Source organism: Streptomyces sp. NPDC006923 (genome assembly GCF_040635655.1).
In the GTDB taxonomy this organism is placed as follows: domain Bacteria; phylum Actinomycetota; class Actinomycetes; order Streptomycetales; family Streptomycetaceae; genus Streptomyces.
In genome coordinates this window covers 487,226-504,777 of record NZ_JBEYIF010000005.1, presented here as the reverse complement: position 1 = coordinate 504,777, position 17,552 = coordinate 487,226, and the positions used below count along the sequence as shown (strand labels likewise).

At 67.7% G+C, this 17,552-nt stretch carries 17 protein-coding genes; 11 read left to right on the top strand and 6 right to left on the bottom strand.

From position 1 onward, the window contains the following. Positions 1-85 precede the first annotated feature (85 nt). A complete protein-coding gene (locus ABZ707_RS13265) occupies positions 86-985 on the bottom strand; it encodes a class I SAM-dependent methyltransferase (RefSeq protein ID WP_360172472.1) in 900 nt (299 codons plus the stop codon). Further along, positions 975-1,553: a beta-ketoacyl synthase N-terminal-like domain-containing protein gene (locus ABZ707_RS13260; protein ID WP_360172469.1), complete on the bottom strand. Its 579-nt coding sequence runs from the start codon at positions 1,551-1,553 to the stop codon at positions 975-977. The genes ABZ707_RS13265 and ABZ707_RS13260 overlap by 11 nt, the downstream gene beginning before the upstream one ends. Before the next feature lie 605 nt (positions 1,554-2,158). Here ABZ707_RS13260 and ABZ707_RS13255 point away from each other — a divergent pair. Both ABZ707_RS13255 and ABZ707_RS13250 read left to right on the top strand, forming a co-directional pair. Then, a complete protein-coding gene (locus ABZ707_RS13255) occupies positions 2,159-2,407 on the top strand; it encodes a type II toxin-antitoxin system CcdA family antitoxin (protein ID WP_360172466.1) in 249 nt (82 codons plus the stop codon). Then, the gene (locus tag ABZ707_RS13250) at positions 2,404-2,805 is read left to right on the top strand and encodes a DNA-binding protein (RefSeq protein WP_360172463.1); all 402 of its coding nucleotides are present in this window, start codon (positions 2,404-2,406) and stop codon (positions 2,803-2,805) included. The genes ABZ707_RS13255 and ABZ707_RS13250 overlap by 4 nt, the downstream gene beginning before the upstream one ends. A 535-nt stretch (positions 2,806-3,340) precedes the next feature. Here the strand turns inward: ABZ707_RS13250 and ABZ707_RS13245 are convergent. Beyond that, a complete protein-coding gene (locus ABZ707_RS13245; protein ID WP_360172460.1) occupies positions 3,341-3,835 on the bottom strand; it encodes a hypothetical protein in 495 nt (164 codons plus the stop codon). Between the two features lie 263 nt (positions 3,836-4,098). On the opposite strand from ABZ707_RS13245, the gene ABZ707_RS13240 reads away from it, so the two are divergent. From ABZ707_RS13240 to ABZ707_RS13210, 7 genes are all read left to right on the top strand, one after another. Further along, complete coding sequence (locus ABZ707_RS13240) at positions 4,099-5,334, top strand: helix-turn-helix domain-containing protein (protein WP_360172458.1); 1,236 nt, start codon at positions 4,099-4,101, stop codon at positions 5,332-5,334. Further along, complete coding sequence (locus ABZ707_RS13235) at positions 5,331-5,903, top strand: flavoprotein (protein ID WP_360172455.1); 573 nt, start codon at positions 5,331-5,333, stop codon at positions 5,901-5,903. The genes ABZ707_RS13240 and ABZ707_RS13235 overlap by 4 nt, the downstream gene beginning before the upstream one ends. Positions 5,904-6,497: 594 nt before the next feature. After that, on the top strand, positions 6,498-7,151 hold the full coding sequence (locus ABZ707_RS13230; RefSeq protein WP_360172452.1) for a hypothetical protein: 654 nt from the start codon (positions 6,498-6,500) through the stop codon (positions 7,149-7,151). Next, positions 7,049-8,596, top strand: a complete 1,548-nt coding sequence (locus tag ABZ707_RS13225) for a thiopeptide-type bacteriocin biosynthesis protein (RefSeq protein WP_360172617.1) — start codon at positions 7,049-7,051, stop codon at positions 8,594-8,596. The genes ABZ707_RS13230 and ABZ707_RS13225 overlap by 103 nt, the downstream gene beginning before the upstream one ends. Next, positions 8,593-9,768 (top strand): lanthionine synthetase C family protein, encoded by a 1,176-nt coding sequence (locus ABZ707_RS13220; RefSeq protein WP_360172449.1) that lies wholly within the window; start codon positions 8,593-8,595, stop codon positions 9,766-9,768. Before ABZ707_RS13225 ends, ABZ707_RS13220 begins: the two co-directional genes overlap by 4 nt. 28 nt (positions 9,769-9,796) lie before the next feature. Continuing rightward, positions 9,797-10,777 carry a thiopeptide-type bacteriocin biosynthesis protein gene (locus ABZ707_RS13215; RefSeq protein ID WP_360172446.1) on the top strand — a complete coding sequence of 327 codons (981 nt, stop codon included), beginning with the start codon at positions 9,797-9,799 and terminating at the stop codon, positions 10,775-10,777. 45 nt (positions 10,778-10,822) lie between these two features. Beyond that, the gene (locus ABZ707_RS13210; protein ID WP_360172443.1) at positions 10,823-11,008 is read left to right on the top strand and encodes a hypothetical protein; all 186 of its coding nucleotides are present in this window, start codon (positions 10,823-10,825) and stop codon (positions 11,006-11,008) included. Positions 11,009-11,431: 423 nt separating this feature from the next. Here the strand turns inward: ABZ707_RS13210 and ABZ707_RS13205 are convergent, their stop codons facing one another. Together ABZ707_RS13205 and ABZ707_RS13200 are read right to left on the bottom strand one after the other, a co-directional pair. After that, entirely contained in the window at positions 11,432-11,770 is a 339-nt protein-coding gene (locus tag ABZ707_RS13205; protein WP_360172440.1) for a thioredoxin domain-containing protein, read from the bottom strand. Between the two features lie 80 nt (positions 11,771-11,850). Next, positions 11,851-13,269 carry a DEAD/DEAH box helicase gene (locus ABZ707_RS13200; RefSeq protein ID WP_360172437.1) on the bottom strand — a complete coding sequence of 473 codons (1,419 nt, stop codon included), beginning with the start codon at positions 13,267-13,269 and terminating at the stop codon, positions 11,851-11,853. Between the two features lie 494 nt (positions 13,270-13,763). On the opposite strand from ABZ707_RS13200, the gene ABZ707_RS13195 reads away from it, so the two are divergent. Both ABZ707_RS13195 and ABZ707_RS13190 read left to right on the top strand, forming a co-directional pair. After that, positions 13,764-13,979, top strand: coding sequence for a DUF6243 family protein (locus ABZ707_RS13195; RefSeq protein WP_360172434.1), 216 nt, complete (start codon positions 13,764-13,766; stop codon positions 13,977-13,979). A gap of 605 nt (positions 13,980-14,584) precedes the next feature. After that, positions 14,585-16,603 carry a PA14 domain-containing protein gene (locus tag ABZ707_RS13190; protein ID WP_360172431.1) on the top strand — a complete coding sequence of 673 codons (2,019 nt, stop codon included), beginning with the start codon at positions 14,585-14,587 and terminating at the stop codon, positions 16,601-16,603. A gap of 326 nt (positions 16,604-16,929) precedes the next feature. On the opposite strand, the gene ABZ707_RS13185 is transcribed toward ABZ707_RS13190, so the two are convergent. Continuing rightward, a complete protein-coding gene (locus ABZ707_RS13185) occupies positions 16,930-17,457 on the bottom strand; it encodes a hypothetical protein (protein ID WP_360172428.1) in 528 nt (175 codons plus the stop codon). Between the last annotated feature and the right edge of the window lie 95 nt (positions 17,458-17,552).

The window sequence follows — 17,552 nt, the reverse complement described above, 5'->3', positions numbered from 1 at the left end:
GACCGGTGCGTGGCGCCCACCTGCTGGTCGGTCACTGTCCTGACTGTCCTGGGGCCACCCGGACGCGGCATGTCCCTGTTTCCCGTCACGCGGACTTGTCGAGGACCAATGCGTTGTACCCGGTGGCTGTGCTTACCGCCCGGTGGGCGTGGACGGCTTTGACGAAGTACTGCCAGTCGCGGGCACTGAGTTCCCGAAGACCCCGCCAGCGCAGGCACAACGTCTCCCGGCCCGCGCGGGACCCCGCCATGGTCGCGGCCCAGGTGCTCACCCACGCGAAACGGTCGGTGACGGCGCTGGACCAGTCCAGGACGTTCTCCACGCGAAAGCCGACCGCGAGGGCGTGCTTGAGATAGCTGTCCAGGGGCTCGAATTCCTCGAACTGCCAGGCCCCGCGTACCAGGCCGGACGGGTCGAGATCCTGGATCATGTGCGGGTCCGCAGTACGCCAGGTGAAATCGACAAGGACAAGCCGGCCACCGGGACGCAGAACGCGGAAGCTTTCGGACAGGAAAGCCCGCCGGCCTGCCGGACCGAAGTGGAAGGCCGCTTCGAGACAGTGCACCTGATCGAACGAGCCGTCACCAAGGTCCCAGCCAACTGCCCGCGGAGGCAGAGCGGTCACATCGGCAACCGCGAACGCGACATTCGGAAAGCGCCCGAAACGCGTCCGCGCCTGGCTGATCTGCCCGTCACTGACGTCCAATCCGAGGACATCGCAGCCGACTTGACCCAGCGCGGCCGTCGTACGGCCTCGTCCGCAGCAGGCGTCGAGCACCCGTTGCCCGGCTGACGTCCGCAGCAGCGACATCGACTGCCGGGCCAGACGGCGTTGGAAGAAGGCCAACCCGCCCAACAGCGCGGGCAGGGTGGGAACGGTGAAGTACCCGAGGTTCACCAGATCGCCCCACCCCATGTGCCTGAGGACGTGGAAGAGCACGTTCTCGTCGCTGTAGGCATCGGAGATCCCGCTGTCATCCCGCATGACGAGTTTCTTCTCTCAGGACGCTGTGGGAACGCCGGCGGACCGCAACAGCCACCCGCTCGCGTGGGCGGTGCTCAGGAATTCGGCGTCGTCCGGTGGCATCCACCGTGGTGGCAGTAGGTCGTGTCCCGGCGAAGGGATCAGGATCGCAATGGTCTGTGCAGTCGGTGCCGATCATGATGTCGCGCCAGAATTCCCGTACGTCCCGGGCCGAGGGAAACGTCCCCGCGAGCCCCACGATGGCAATCGGATTCCGGCTCAGCCGGTCGTCGAAGGTATCGTCCCCCACGCGGCACACCCCTCGTTCGCTTCTCACAAGGCGAGCACGGCGTACGCGCAAGGCGCGCCACCGGCACACAGCGTGGCCCAGACGGGACACCGTGTCGACACCGCCGTCGATCACATGGTTTCGGTCCTGGTAATGGTCCGGCCAGCAAGCTGCAACATCGCGGTGGGTGCCAAAAATAAACCTCTGCCAGTTCACTCGATTGAGCGGCTTCTTACCCATTTCGGCACCCAAAGCCCTCACGAGCGGAAACACTCCGCCGCCGGGCTGCGTCCGCATCATCGATGGCACCTCAGGCGGCCGCTGTCCCGGGCCAGGGCCGGCGGGCAGTCCACGGCTTCGCCGCGCGCCTGATCGCTGCCGCAGGCGTGGCCCGACGCGGCGCAAATGTCCGTCTCACGCCACTGCCGCACCAGTAGGGGCGGTAAACCACGGCCACCCGGAGCACGTGACGGCGGCTCCGCAGATCACACCCAACAGCCACGTAAGCCGCTGACCTGCGAGAAAGCAAACAAAGCGCCTGTGATTCCCAAGCTCAGAGCGCGAGTTCGATTCTCGTCACCCGCTCCACGATGAACCCCCAGGGCAATGACCCGGGGGTTGTTTGTTATCTAGACCATCTCAGGGCCGCGCGCCATTCGCGTGCCATAAAGGACCGATTATCGCGCGGAATTGAGAAGCGCGAGCCTCTGGACAACGGCTCGATGCTAGCCATCTCATATCGCGAGATCCATTTCGAGTGACCTGCGCCACGCGATGGCCGGATCGTGCCGGCGCCTCCCCCCGCCACGGACAGCCCGACCACGACGCCCCGTTTCACCGCTGGACCCCGCAGGATCGCACCCGAAGCACACGCCACTACGCGCATACTCCAGTATGATGCCATCATGTCCTCAACGACTCGCATCACCGTCACCCTCCCCAGCGACCAGGTGGCGGAGCTTCGCAAGCTCACGGACAACGTCTCCGGCTACGTAGCGGAGGCCGTAGCCCGCCAGATCCGGCACCAGCTTCTGGGCGAGGACCTCCGCCGCCATGAGGAAGAGCACGGACCCTTCAGCGACGAGGAACTCGCCGAGGCACGCACGAAGATCTTCGGCTCCGCCGGCACCTCCAAGGGCGCGGACGCCGCGTGAGCGAGCGCATCGAGACCGTTGTCCTGGACTCGGAAGGGCTCTCCGCCTGGATCGGTCAGGACCGCAAGCTCCTCGCCATGCTTCAGGTCTTTCACGACATGGGAGCCGACCTCGTGATCGGGGCGAACACCATCGTGGAAGTCAGCCACTCCCGTACCAACATGCCTCGCCTGAACTGGGCTCTGTCCCGCGTCAAGGTGGAGCCGGTCACCGAACAAGCGGCGAAAGCAGCAGCGGAACTCCTCAAGGGCGCCGGGCTGCACGGACACAAGTACGCCATCGACGCCACGGTCGCCGAGGTCGCCCTGCGTCAGCCAAAACCCGTCGCCCTCCTGACCTCCGACAGCGACGACGTGACCAAGCTCTGCGGCAACCAGGTCCGCATCATCCCTTTCTGACCCGGCAGCCCACCCCGAGCACACCCCCTGGCAGGGTCCGCCGCACCGCTACCCTCGTGCCCCATCCGTGCCCAGCAGAGCGGACAGCAGCGGTCAGGTACAGCTTCCAGAGACCATGGCAATCCAAGCTTCCTCACGAGAAAGCGCAGGTCATAGCCCTTTCAACGGCTCAAGCACCGCTGATTCCCAAGCTCAGAGCGCGAGTTCGATTCTCGTCACCCACATAAAAGCCCCAGGCCAGCGGCCCGGGGCTTCGTTATTATCTAGACCATTTTCGGCTTGCCTAGCCCGCCACCAGCCCTATTCGCTAGCAGAAGCCAAGGTTCAGTGGACTACCGCGCCGCTCCGGAGCTTTCCGCGCCAGGCTTCTCGAATGGCGAGACGCATTCCTGTGAACTGGGTCATGCGGATGTGAGTTTATGCGAATGCGAGTTGTTGCGACATGGCGCAAACGAAGGCTAAAAGCCTCCATCCAGCCGCATGTGGGCGGACGGGTGCCGCATCGGCACCAGCTTGGCCCTCAGGACGTGATCAGTCAGAAGATACCGAAGAAGCGATGCCACCAGGTAGGCCGCTGAACGTGATGGGGTAGTTGGCTCGGCCCGTCGTAGTCGCACTCCAGCAGTTCCTCGGGAACCACCGCATATCCGAGGTCGACCAACGCTCGATGGACCTTGGCAAGATCGGCGGCGTCCAACTCCCCCTCGGCCTGGGCCTCGTCCGTACCCAGGAAGGCACCTGGGTTATCGGCACAGACGAGAGCCAGGGAGCCGAACTTGCTCACGCAGACGACGATCCGGGTCTCGCACACCGTTGCTTCCGCCGGTACAACGACACGTCCGTACTCACTGGAGTCCTGGGTGTCCTGACCAGCGGTGCAGCGAGCCGCGAAGCGGTCTTCCAGCAGGGCCACGAGACTCCCGAACAGAACGGCGTGCTCACCACGGTCGTAATGCCGCGGCCACTCCAGCCACTCCGGATCATCGATCTCACGCAGCAACGTCAGCAGATCCACTTCGCTCACCGTCACCCGCCCATCCTGACGCGGGAACCGCACCCGCAGCTACCCAAGCGCCGCAGGCACGCCCTTCCGGCCGCTGGGCTCCCCGGCAACACCAAGGCCAGTAGCTTCCACTGATCACTCAGTACCGGACAGATCGTCCGTGCCTCCACGCACCACTGCTCTCACACTGAGCTCATGCAGCGTTGGGATCGTCCGAAGCTCCGGCCCCGTCCATCACGTTGCCGCGTCGCTATCGTGGGGAGCGCCCCTACATCACGGAGGCAGCACGTATGCGTGGTCTCGGAGATCACCTGAGCATCGGCGAGCGGATCGCTTTCCACCGCAGACGCCGTGGCTACACGCAGCAGGTACTGGCCGGGCTTGTCGGCCGCAGCACGGACTGGCTGGCGAAAGCGGAGTCCGGTCGGCGCAAACCGCCGCGTATCGACATGCTCGCCGAACTGGCCCGTATTCTCCGCGTGCCGCTCGGAGACCTGGTCGGCCAGCCCGTACTCATGGAGGACGAGAGACAGCAGGACGATGTCCCGGCCGTGCGGGACGCGTTGATGAGTCCGCGTCGTCTTTCCCGGCTGCTGTACGGACCGGAAGCCGAGGCACAGCTCCCGAGCCCCGGCCCGACCGCCGAACTCGTGGAGCAGACCTGGGACGACTACCAGTCCGGCCGGCTCGGCAAGGTGATCGCCAGGCTCCCCGGCCTCCTCCAGACCGCTCAGGAGCTTGAGGACAGTGCCGCCCGCGCCACCGCGGAGCGCCGGGACTGCTGGGCCGTTTCCGCCCGGGTGCACCACCTCGCCGCCACCACGCTCGCGAAGATCGGGGAATCCGACATCTCGTGGCTCGCCGCCGAACGAGCCATGCGGGCCGCCGACGAATCCGGCGACCCGCTGGTCCTGGCGTCCGCCGCGCGGTCCGGCACACACGCCTTGCTGGCCAATGGCCGGTATGGCGACGCCATGGAACTGGGTGACACCGCGTCGGCGTGGTTGTCGGCCCGGGTCGGTGAGAGCGATCCGGCCGCCTTGAGCCTGCTGGGCATGATCTATCTACGGGCTGCCATCGCTGCGGCCCGGCATCAGGACCGGGCCACGGCGACGAGTCTCCTGAACCGAGCGGAGGCGCTCGCCGACCAGCTCGGCTCCGACGAGAACCACTGGCAGACGAGCTTCGGACCGACGAATGTCCTGCTGCACCGGCTGTCGGTGGAGCTGGACCTCGACAACATCTCGTATGTCGTGGAGCACGGTCAGATCGATGTGGACCACATGCCCCCGGAGCGCGGTGTCTCCCACCGCATCGACCACGCCCGTGCCCTCTCACTGGCGGGCCAGGGCGACAGCGCGTTCGCGGAGCTGTGTACTGCCGAGCACGCGTCAGCTCAGCTCGTACGGAACAATCCCCGTGTACGGGACACGCTGCGCGACCTGATCAAACAATCGCCGGTCACCGGCAGCGCTCGTTCGTCGGAGTTGTTCATGATGGCTCAACGATGCAGGGCGGTGGAGTGAACAGCAAGAAGCGCGGAGTCCTCGGGGTCGTGGGCACGAGCGCCGGCGGAGTCGAAACGTTGCGCACCGGGCTGGTGGGACCTGCTCTGGCACGCGGGTGGCAGGTCGCCGTGACGCTCACCCCGACGGCCGGCCGGTGGCTGCGGATGAACGGTGAAGTCGACCGGCTGGAGAAGCTGACCGGCCTGCCGGTACGAGACGAACCACGGCTGCCCGGCGAGGCAAGGCCGCACCCGAGCGTGGACTGCTATGTGGTCGCCCCCGCCAGCGCGAATACGGTCGCCAAGCTCGCGACGGGTATCGCCGACAACCAGGCGCTGACGCAGGTGGGGGAAGCCATCGGCACCCTGGGGCTACCGGTCGTCGTCTTCCCAAGGGTGAACGCCGCTCACGCCCGCCACCCCGCCTGGCGGCGCCATATCGCCGCGCTGCTAGAGGCCGACGTTCACCTCGTCTACGGCCAGGACATCTGGCCGCTGTACGAGCCACGCGCGGCCGCCGCCGGGCGAGACCTGCCGTGGGAAGCGGTGCTGGACACGATCGACCGAGCCATGGAGGCCACAACATGACGGCTCGTCAACTGCCCTGATCTGTGGGAACAGAGGACCCTGACAAACTGTCCGGGTCCTCTGTTCGTGGCGCATCGAAGCTTGCTGCCATGCCGGAGATGGTCGAGCGACACAGCGCGGGTACCGCACAAACGGACCACCGCACCCAACGGTATGCCCCGTTCAGGCCCCTCGATACCGTTGTTCGGCAGAGGCGGTGGCCGCGGTGAAGGCGGCCCTCCCCACCGAGGAAACGGCACCTGTCGACACCGGGCTCCGGCAGGCGATCCGCATGGACATCACCCCACAGCTCCACCTCGTGGCCCCCGTACGACACGCCGTCCCCAGGCGCAATGGTTTCTCGCCTCCCAGCTCGTACGGACCCTGCGCCGTGTCAAAGTCGTTGAACTGGGCGACCTTGTGTCTCAGTCCACTTCCCAGACAACCACCCGGCGGTCCGGATGCTTCGGCCCGGCCCTCTGGGCGGTCCCAAATCCCGACGCGAGGCGAGCGGCTTGACGCTCGCTCACCACGCGAGGCGGAGGCCTCGCGCCGGGTCGCACAGAGCAAGTTCGCAGCCACCCTCGGCGCGCACTGTCGAGAAGGAGAACCCCAATGAATGACGTCCCCGACATGAGAACCGAAGAAGCTCAACCCGCCTCTTCCGACAAGCAGTTGCGCGACGAGATGGTCGGCAGCCTGGTCAAGCTGGGGGCTGTCCGGAGCGAGCGGGTCGAGGCGGCCTTCCGCACCGTACCGCGCCATCTCGCCACCCCCGATGTGGACGTGGCGAAGACCTACCGCGTGGAGGACGCCGTGATTACGAAGACGGACGCCGACGGGGTACAGCTCAGCTCAGTATCCGCACCGCGCATCCAGGCCATGCAGATCGAACAGGCCGGCATCGGACCCGGGATGCGCGTCCTGGAGATCGGATCCGGCGGTGTCAACGCGGCCTATCTCGCTGAGATCGTCGGCGAGGATGGCCTGGTCGTCACCGCGGACATCGATCACGAGGTCACCGAGCGGGCCGAGAGGTTCCTGGCCTCGACCGGCTATGGCAGCCGGACGCATGTCGTCACGGGCGACGGTGAACTCGGAGTGCCGGAGCACGCCCCGTACGACCGCATCCTCGTCACCGTGCAGGCTGCGGACATTCCGCCGGCCTGGACCGAGCAGCTCGTGGATGGTGGCCGTCTCGTCGTGCCGCTCCGGATGCGCGGAACGTCAGCAGGGCTCCCGCCGTCCTGCCGCGCCTGCTGGCGCTGAGCGAGCACAACCCCGCCGCCACCCTGGACCTGGACGATCTCGCCGTCGGTGCGGACGCGCAGCGCCTCTTCCTGGTGTCGCTCTCGACGGGTGAGCGCATCGAGCCGTCGGTCATGAACGCGGTGGAACTCACCAATGCCACCCACCCCTTGGTCCGCTTCCTCTGCGAATCCCACCGGGCCCACGCCGCCGTTCTGGCTCCGTTCTCGTGGGGAGCAGCAGTCCGGATGCCGTTCCTGCCCCGTGTCCGCTTCGGCCGTACGGTGCTCTCGCCGGCCTGCTGGCGGCTGCGGAAGAGCGACGTTGCCGGTGACGGCCGAGCACCGTGGCACCACCAGTTCACGGACTGGCGCTGCCGCCTCGGAGTGACCCGTACGGTCTACATCGGCTCCGACGACCAGCAGCTTCGACTGGACCTCGACGAGCCGGCCCATGTGCAGATGCTCCGTATGGAGCTGAAGCGCACGCGCACGGGAACGGTGACCGTGCATGAAGCACCTGGCGACGACGCGTACGGCTGGCTGGACGGCCGGGCCCACGAGATCACCATGCCCTTCGCCTCCACTTTGCCTCCCGACGCCGCACCACGAACCAGCGGCCCGGTCGTCCTGCGCCGTGACGGCGGGCGCCTGCCCGGCACATCCGCGTGGGCGTACGTGAAGCTCTACGGCCATCCCGACCGCGTACCGGAGATCCTGACGACGCATCTGACGTCTCTGCTGGACAGTTGGGGCAGCCCCCCGCCGTGGTGGTTCACGCGCTACAGCGATCCGGGCAGCCACCTCCGACTCCGGCTGCACCTTCCCGGTCCGGACATTTTCGGTGACGTCGCGCAACGCCTCGGGACGTGGGCAGCAGTCCTTCGTAACGACGGAGTAATCAGCCGAGTCCAGTGGGATACCGACGAGCCCGAGACCGGCCGCTATGGCACCGGTTCTGTACTGGACGCCGCCGAACAGGTCTTTGCCTCCGACTCCGCAGCGGCCGTCGCGCAGCTGGCCCTCTCCATTCCCCGTGCGCAGCGCCCGGCGGTCACCGCGGCCGGCTTCGTTGATCTGACCGCTGGGTTCCTCGGAGATCCCGCCTCCGGCCACCGCTGGTTGGTCGAGCATTTCTTGAAAGGGGAGGGCACGGCGCCCGCGCGCGACGTACAGGCCCAGGTCGTCCGGCTGACCAGACCTGGCGACGACTTCGCTGTCCTGCGCGCCCTGCCAGGAGGAGAGGACGTCGCCAAGGCGTGGAGGCAACGCCGGGAAGCCCTCGCTCTCTACCGCGCCTCGCTGATGGACAGCGGCGCCGATCCGACCGCTGTCCTGCCCTCCCTGCTCCATATGCACCACAACCGGGCCGCCGGTATCGACACCGCCGCTGAAGCCACATGCCGCCGTATGGCACGCGCCGCCGCCCTGTCCTGGACCGCGCGGCACGGAGGAGGACCGAAGTGACCATCTCCGCGACCGCTCTGCCGGCCGTGCCCGCCATGAGCCCTGACACCACCAGCCGACAGTCCCTCTCACAAGGACCTTTGGGCACCGCGCTGCTCCACATCGAGCGAGCCCACCGGAACACTGGAACCTGGCAGACGGTGCACCGTTGGCTCTCCGCCGCGGCCGATCGGCCCCTCATCGACGGCAACAGCGCTGGCCTGTTTCTCGGAGCGCCCGCGATGGCGTACGCCATGAACCTCGCAGCCGCCGACAGCGACCGGTACGCGGGAGCGCTGCACACCCTGGACTCCGTCGTTGCCATACATACCCAACGGCGTCTGGACGCGGCGCACGCCCGTATCGACCGTGGCGAACAGACCAGCTTCGTCGAGTACGACCTCCTGCGCGGGTTGACCGGGCTGGGCGCCCTCCTCCTGCGCCGAACCCCGTACAACGACGTCCTGAAGGGAGTCCTCTCCTACCTGGTACGCCTGACCGAACCGCTCCCGTCCGGCCCCAGCGGTCGAACGCTGCCGGGCTGGTGGGTGTGGCACGGTCCCACCGACCTTGCCGCACCCACGCCCGGCGGCCACGCGAACGTCGGCGTCGCCCACGGAATCAGCGGACCGCTCGCCCTGCTCGCGCTGGCCAGCCGACGCGGTATCACGGTGGACGGCCAGGACGACGCGATGCGCCGGATCTGCCGCTGGCTGGACGGGGTGCGCCAGACCAACCACCACGGCACCTGGTGGGCTCGCTGGGTTACCGAGAACGCCGCCGTTCCCCGAGGGCCCGCCGCACCGTCCTGGTGTTACGGCACCCCTGGTCTGGCCCGCGCCCAGCAGCTCGCCGGCATCGCCCTGGGCGACCCCACGCGACAGCGCATGGCCGAACGGGCTCTTCTCTACTGTCTGGCCGACTCCGTTCAGCTCAACCACCTGGCCGGACGCGGCCTCTGCCACGGCGTCGGCGGGCTGATGCGCGTCGTGCAACGCGTCGCCACGGACTCGGAGACGCCGACCGCACTCACCGTCCACCTGCCGCAACTCAGCGAACGCTTCCTGGCAGTGGATCCCCCGAAGGACATCAGCTTCCTCGACGGCTCAGCCGGAGCGGCCCTGGCCTTCTACAGCGCCGAGGCGGACGAGTTGCCGGCCTGTGACTGGGACACCTGCCTGCTGCTCGTCTGAACTGCCCGCTTCTCGAAGGGAAGTCCTGGTGAACCGGTACGACACGGGAGCCGCCGAAGAAGCCATCCTGGCCGTGCTCGCTGGAACGCCACTCGCGCAAGCCGCCCCTCGGGTGCCCACGTCCGTCGAACGTCTCGCTGAGGCCATCGAGTTGTATCGCGACGCGGGTCGAGCCGCACTCGACGACCGACTCGACCCGTCCGGCTGGTTCCAGGTGTACATCGACTTCGCCGACTACCCGACAGCTGAACAGACTGTCCTCGCCTACCTGGTTCCTGCACTGGGAGAGGCGACGGAGGCCGGTATGGTCGGAGGCTGGTGGTTCGTCCGCAAGCACCCCTGCTGGCGCTTCCGGATCTCGCCCGGCCCGGCCGGAGCCATCGAGGACGTCAAGAAGCACATCGCCGATGCTCTCGACAGCATGGTCTCGTGGGGCGTGGCGAGGCGCTGGTGGCCGTCTCTCTACGAACCCGAGTCCTTCGCGTTCGGCGGCTCGGCCGGTACCGCCATTGCTCACAAGCTCTTCCACGCCGACAGCGTCGGCGTCCTCGACTACCTGCGCCGTACGACAACCAGGACCGACCCAGGGCTTCTCGATCCCAAGGCGACCTCGCTCCTCCTGATCAGCCTGTTCCTGCGTGCCGCCGGACAGGAATGGAGCGAGCAGGGCGACATCTGGGCGAAGGTGGAGGCCAAGCGAGCGCTGCCGGACGACGTACCCGCCGAGCGGGTGAGCACCATGACAGGCACGCTACGGAAGCTCCTGACCGCCGACAGCGGCCCCTTGCTCACGGCCGACGGCCCGCTCGCGCCCCTGGCCGACTGGGCCGCAGCAGTGGAGCACGCCGGTCAAGCCCTCGCCGACGCCGACCGGGAAGGATGCCTCAGCCTCGGCACACGCAGCATCCTCGCTCGGCACATCCTGTTCCACTGGAACCGCATGGGATTCAGCACGAGCCAGCAAGCCATCTGGACGCGAGCGGCCCGGGAGACGATCCTCGGCGAGTAAGGGGTAAGGCCGCCGGCTCGGTTCGACGCCGGCTGCGGGAAGGCCGTGTTCGTACCTCGCCGGCGCAGGAGGGGGTGGGCCGGCAGCCGAATCGCCGCCGCGAAACTGAAGTACTGCGGCCTTGAAGCGCTGACCGACATGGTGATGCTGCTCGTCTCCGAACTGCTCACCAACGCAATGGTGCACAGCGGTACCACGGAGATCGATCTGCGCCTCGTCGTACGTACGTGACGGCTTCCTGCGCATTGCCGTCATCGACGGCGTGCCGGGCTGCGCCACTCCCCTGCACGCCGATGACAACGCCGTGTCGGGGCGCGGCCTCCTACTTGTCGAGAGCCTGGTAGAGGAGAACGGCGGGAGCTGGGGGGCCGTACCGGCGCCGACAATCAGCACATGGAAGTTGCGGTCGCTCAAGCCCGTCCGCTACTGAACTTGAACTCGCGTGGCGCCCAGGTTCGCTTCGATCTCGTCGTTCGCTGAGCAGACTTCCGGCCACGACGGGGAGCCGCCGTGCGCGAGCACCAGGACCTCACCAGGGCACTCGCCGGTTTCGGTGAAGAGTGGTACATCTGCGGCCGCGAGGGAGCCCGGGCCGGTCACTGCGGGCACAACCTCGCCGACCGGTATGCGGCCTGCTCAGAGTATGCGGCCTGCTCACAGGTGGGCGTCCAGGAACTCCCCGAGCGCGGTCCTGGACATCGGACCGCTCCCGGCCGCCATCGCCTCGCCCCGATCGATCAGCACGAAGGAGGGCGCTCCGGTGACGCCGTACCGCCGTACAGGGCTGGGGCACCTTGCGATGTCGGCCCGCACGACGATCAGTCGGCCCTGGTAGGCATCGGCCACCTCCCGCACCAGGGGATCCATTTCCTTGCATGCTGCCGCGGCCTTGGGCCACACCCCGTGGAAGTACGCGAGCACCGGCACGTCCGCCCTCGCCAGGATGAACTCGAACTCGGCGTCCTCCTGGGGTCGTTGGATCCTGTTCGCCATCGGCACTCCTTGACGCTCCACTCGGTGCGAGGCAGTGGGTGCCTCCTTGTGTCTCCCGACCGCGGCGGCCGTACCGCCCGTCAGTGGGCCCTGCGCGCTCGGGCGGCCTTGCGGGCCTCCGCCATCGTGCGCGCCTCCGCGGCCTTGCGGGATTCCTTCGGCGGGCGGCCCGTGCGGGTGCCCAGACCTCGGAACGCCGCGTTGCCGGTCTTCACCCCGTCCTGCACCGGCGGGCGCTTCGCGCCTGTGATGCTGGTCAGCCTCTCCTCGCCGGAACGAACCTGAGCGACCGTGGGCCGGATCCCGGCGTCCGACATCATCCGGTTCACGTCCCGGCGCTGGCCGGGCGTGACCAGCGTGACCACCCTGCCGGACTCCCCGGCACGCGCGGTGCGCCCGCCGCGGTGAAGGTAGTCCTTGGGGTCGGAGGGCGGATCCACATTGACGACAAGGTCCAGGTGCTCGACGTGGATGCCACGGGCAGCGACGTTGGTGGCCACCAGCACCGTGATCTCGCCGTCCTTGAACTGGGCCAGCGTGTGCGTGCGCTGCGGCTGTGACTTCCCGCTGTGCAGAGCTCCCGCCTGTATGCCGCTGCTCCGCAAGTGGCGGGTGAACTGGTCCACACCGTGCTTGGTGTCCAGGAACATCAGCACCCGCCCGTCCCGAGCAGCGATCTCGGTGGCTGTCGCGTACTTGTCGGCGGGATGGACGTTCAGTACGTGGTGCTCCATCGTCGCGACCGAGCCCTCCGCCCGGTCGACCGTGGCGAACACCGGCTCACTCAGATATTGCCTGACCAGTTGATCGACGTTCCGGTCGAGCGTCGCGGAGAACAGCATCCGCTGCCCGCCGGGGGGCATCCGGTCCAGGGTCTCCGAGACCTGCGGCAGGAAACCCATGTCGCACATCTGGTCAGCCTCGTCCAGCACCGCGATCCGCACCCGGTCCAGGTGGCAGTCCCGCCGGGCGACGAGATCGGCCAGCCGTCCCGGCGTCGCCACCACGACTTCGGCACCCGCCCGGAGCGCCGCCACCTGCCGGCTGATCGCGAGCCCGCCGACCACAGTCACCGAGCGTAGCCCGAGCGCCTCCGCGTAGGGAGTCAGCGCCTCGCTCACCTGCTGCGCGAGTTCCCTTGTCGGCACCAGGACCAGCGCGAGAGGGCGCTTCGGTTCGGCGCGCCGGCCCGCCGTACGTGCGAGGAGCGCAAGCCCGAAGGCGAGGGTCTTTCCCGAGCCGGTCCGCGCGCGGCCGAGGACGTCCCGGCCGGCCAGCGCGCTCGGCAGGGTGGCCGCCTGGATCGGGAATGGCTCCCGTACCCCGAGCCCCGCCAGCACCCCCATCAGCTCGACCGGCAGTTCCAGCTCCGCGAAGGACCCGGCCGGCGGGAGGCCAGGCGCCAGCGTCCCCGGCACCGAGAGCTCCCCCCGCGGGGCCCTCCCCTGGTCGGACCTGCCGGATCCGGAGCGACCGGAGGCCGGCTGCTTCGCCTTCATGGGTTCCTCGTTTCGGCGCCCTGAACGGACCGGGGCCCGTACCTTGTCCGGCACGGGCCCAGGATCTCTGCAAGCGTGCCCCAACCTTACCAGCGCGGGCCTCGCGCCGGCCGTCCCGCGGCCCGCCGGGCACCTGCCCCGGGGATCGTCACGCGCTGAAGGCCGGTAAGCCCCTCCACATCGGGATGCTCTTGCCGAGCGGTACAAGGATTCCTGCCGTAGGTGGCCGGGCGCTGGACGCGATTGCCCCGCGGCTGGACACCATGGCCGGCACGGCCGGGGCGCGGGCGATCGGGGAGCTCGGGATCGATGTCTCGCGCTTGCACCGATACATGACCAGCATGTCCGTGCACGGCGCATACTCGGCCGAAGGCCAGGACTCCGATTTACGAGTGAGAGCCTGATGGGCCCCTGCTGACGTCCCTCGACGTCGCCACGCCCGTCCCCCCCACCGATGAATCCGTAGATCACTTCACATCTTTCCGGGAGAACCCATGACGGTGAGCAAGAACATCAACAACCCTGTGGGCATGGGCGGCGGCCAGCGCAAGAGGCTGTCCCGCGCCGAACGGCAGAACAATGGTCCGCACCGCAACCTCGACCGCCAGGGAGCGGCCGAACGCAAGGCGGAGCTGGTGCGCAAGATCCGCGAGAAGGCAGGCGCAGCCGAGGGCGCCCGGCAGACGGGCGATGACACCGCGCAGAACTGACGCACCACTGTCACAGGGCGGCACCGCACGGGGGCAGGGCCAGGGCCGCTACGCACGGTCCGGGCCCCGCTGCCGTACCGGGGGTCTACGGCCGTACCGAATGCGGCCGCTCCCGCTCAGCTCTCGGCCGACCACCAGAGTCTCAGCCGACCACCCGGGGATGGGCGTGCCACTACGTGCCAGTCAGGACGGTGAACAGCGGTCAGCAGGGGCCCGAACGAAGCCACTACGGCACGCTCCCAGGGGCGCGTTTCCCCAGGTCAGAGGCGGGCAAGCCTACGCAATACCGGGTGATTCCCAAGCTCAGAGCGCGAGTTCGCTTCCCATCGCCCACTCTTATCAAAAGCCTCAGGCTGGCGGCCCGGGGCTTCGTTGTTGTCCAGACCAGTTCAGGGGTCCCGCACCAGATCCGCACCAGAACGCCCCTGATCAGCCTTTTCCGAGCAGATCGCACGAGGTCGTCAAGACTGCCCGGGATCCGGCGTGGCCGGGACCGGGGACCCTGCGATCGGTGCGGAGGCGCGGGACCGGATGTACAACCAAATGAGGCTTCCGATGGTCACCTCCTGGTCCAGCTGATCATTGTTGAAAGGAAGCCTCTTTCTGTGAGACCCCATAGCCGGTTGAGCGGCGTCAGCGCGGCGGGCGTCATCTGCGTCGTCGCGGGCACGTTGCTCAGCGCCACGACCACCCCGGCCATCGCGGAAGTGAGTTGTACCTCTCCGGCCTGGAAGGCACAGTTCTACGCCAACACCGCTTTCAGTGGCACCCCCAAGTTGACCACCTGCGACAGTGCCGTCAGCGAGAACTACGGGACCGGTGACCCGGCAGGAGTCACCCTGCCCCGGGACAACTTCGCCGTGCGCTGGAGCGTCGCCCGCGACTTCGGCTCGGGTGGTCCGTTCACGTTCTCGGCCGCATCCCAGGACGGCATCCGCGTCTACCTCGACGGCGTCCGCAAGATCGACCTGTGGCGGAACGTCTCCAGCACCCAGAGCAAGAACGTCAATCTCACTGTCCCCGCCGGCAAGCACACCCTGCGCGTCGACTTCGTCGCCTGGACCGGGTCCGCGAACGTCAAGTTCTCCTACGCCCCCCGGAGCACCGCCACGGTCGACAAGGTCCGGCCGCTCGCCCCCACCGCAGTGACGGGCAGGCTCGACAATGCCACCGCCAATGCCCTGGTGTCCTGGGCCCGCAACAAGGAGATGGACCTCGCCGGCTACCGCGTGTACCGGCGGGAGTCGGGCAGAACCACTTGGGGCTACGTCGGTGTGACCACCGGCACCTCGTTCGCCAACCTTCCCACAGCCGCCGGCAGCACCTACTACTACGAGGTCCGGGCGTACGACAAGGCCGGCAACGTTTCCGCGGGCAGCGCGGACGTACCGGTCACCAGCATCGCCGTGGTCCCACCGGCCGGACTGGCCGCGCAGGGCCTGGACGCCGGCAACAAACTGACCTGGAAGGTGGTGCCGGGAGCGGTGAAGTACTCCGTCGAGTGGCGCGCCACCAACGGCGGCATCCACTTCCTCGGCGCGACGACCACCACGGGTTACACCGATACCGCGGCACCCCGGTCCGAGAGGCGGACGTACCTGGTGCGGTCCATCGACGGGGCCGGCCGGTACTCCGGCTATGCCGGTGTGGAGGTCTCGCGCCCCGTCGCGGCGCCGCACGACGTCACCGCCCGGGCCGACGCCAATCGAGCGGCACTGACCTGGAAGGTCAACTCGGCAACGGGCGGAGACTATTTCGACTACCACGTCTACCGCTCCACGTCCCTGCCGGTGGACACCACCGGCGAGCCGGTGCGGTGCGACGAGCGGCTGACCGCTCTCGCCGACGGCCAGAAGCAGTACAGCTGCACTGACATGACCACAGCCGCCGAGACCACGTACCACTACGTGGTGAAAGGCTACGACTACAGCGGTCGCGAGTCGGCCGCCTCCGGCACCGCGTCCGTCACCACGCTCGTCCCCGTCCGGGACCTCACCCCGCCGGCCGCCGTCAGCGGGGTCACCGCCGAGGCGACCGAGTACGGCATCACGCTGAACTGGAAGGCGAATACCGAGTCCGACCTCGCGCGGTATGTGGTCTACGTCGGGACGGTACTGCGCAGCGACGACGGCGAGACCATGTGCAGCGGCATGGAGTACGCCTACCTCAACAAGTCCACAACGCACTACCTGTACTCGGCGAAGCCCAACGGCGGCGAGCACTGCTTCTGGATCGACGCCGTCGACACCAGCGGCAACTCGAACTACCGATGGACCAAGGCGGCCGACGTCAGGATCGTCACCGCGCTGGACCTGACACCGACCGTCCCCACTCCCCCGGGTTCGCCCCTGTACCTGAACGCCCAGACGGGAACGCAGAGCGCGGTGGAGCTGTCCTGGAACGCGGTCGAGGGGGCGACAGGCTACCGCGTGTACCGCTGGGACCGGGCTGCGGCCCGGTACGAGCCGCTGACCGGTGCCGACCCGCATGCGTTCACTTGGTACACGGACACAACAGCGGCCTCCGGCACGACCCACTACTACTGGGTGACGGCCATCCTCGCCGACGGCACGGAGACCGCCCCGGGCGCGGACTGGGTCCCGACGCCGCCGACGGCGGGCTGACGGTCCGGGGGTCTCACGGGCGTGGTGGGCGCCGACACGGATCCCCGCCCCCGGCAACTTCCGCGAGGCGGTGGGAGCGGCGACCCGGAGGGCTCATCGGCGTGATCGGTGAGCCCTTCGGGCTGCGGGACGGGCAACCAATCCGGGTGACCCGTGAGCAAGTCGCCCGATTGTCGTCACCGGTCAATCGGTCCGCCGGCGCTGCGGCTGCGGACGCGTTGACCCGCTGGACATCCTGGCAGGTCAGGGCCATCGAGCCGTTGTCCGCAGCGCCTTGTGGCGGCCGGGCTCCGACGCCCGAGATCGCGGGGAAAGTTCACCGTGGTCTATATCTGAACGGCAGGATCAATCGCTCTTTCCACATGACCACCCGTGATCCCGCCCTTGCATCTCCAGACTGCGGTCTCATGGATATAACCCACATGCAGACCGCAGTCGTGATCACCACAGACGGGCCAGACCAAACGATAGTGGCTCATGACGAATTCCTGTACTCCTTCCGCCATGACGCCCAAAACCTCACCCCAATCCGGCGTCGAGACCTCCATGGACTTGACGCGAACTACGCCGACCGGCCCCAAATCCGGGTCGCGCAGATAATCAATGTAACAAAACTCCTGCCCAGTAACCCCTTTTCCCGTCTCCTCCTCCACGGACCTACCGATCATTTCGAAGGCCGTTCTCGCCATAGCAAAGGTTCGCAAGGTCCAGAATTCACAGAATCCCCTTTCCGGCATTTCTCCGAATTCGTCATAGAGGTCAGACATCCACGCCAGCACCTCTTCCGATGCACTTTCCTCCTGCCGCCGGACTGCCCGCAGCATCCTGTCCTGCCAGTCGGAAAAATTCGACATACTTGCCGCCTAAATAAATCGCGCATCGCCGGGGAAGGAGGGGTCGCCCAACTCCTCCGACAATGCACTTTACGGAAGCACGACGCGCAGTCGGC

Coding starts and splice junctions, on each gene's coding strand:
- ABZ707_RS13265 (WP_360172472.1), bottom strand. CDS start 985: ATGCGGGATGACAGCGGGATCTCCGATGCCTACAGCGACGAGAACGTG.
- ABZ707_RS13260 (WP_360172469.1), bottom strand. CDS start 1,553: ATGATGCGGACGCAGCCCGGCGGCGGAGTGTTTCCGCTCGTGAGGGCT.
- ABZ707_RS13255 (WP_360172466.1), top strand. CDS start 2,159: ATGTCCTCAACGACTCGCATCACCGTCACCCTCCCCAGCGACCAGGTG.
- ABZ707_RS13240 (WP_360172458.1), top strand. CDS start 4,099: ATGCGTGGTCTCGGAGATCACCTGAGCATCGGCGAGCGGATCGCTTTC.
- ABZ707_RS13230 (WP_360172452.1), top strand. CDS start 6,498: ATGAATGACGTCCCCGACATGAGAACCGAAGAAGCTCAACCCGCCTCT.
- ABZ707_RS13205 (WP_360172440.1), bottom strand. CDS start 11,770: ATGGCGAACAGGATCCAACGACCCCAGGAGGACGCCGAGTTCGAGTTC.
- ABZ707_RS13200 (WP_360172437.1), bottom strand. CDS start 13,269: ATGAAGGCGAAGCAGCCGGCCTCCGGTCGCTCCGGATCCGGCAGGTCC.
- ABZ707_RS13195 (WP_360172434.1), top strand. CDS start 13,764: ATGACGGTGAGCAAGAACATCAACAACCCTGTGGGCATGGGCGGCGGC.
- ABZ707_RS13185 (WP_360172428.1), bottom strand. CDS start 17,457: ATGTCGAATTTTTCCGACTGGCAGGACAGGATGCTGCGGGCAGTCCGG.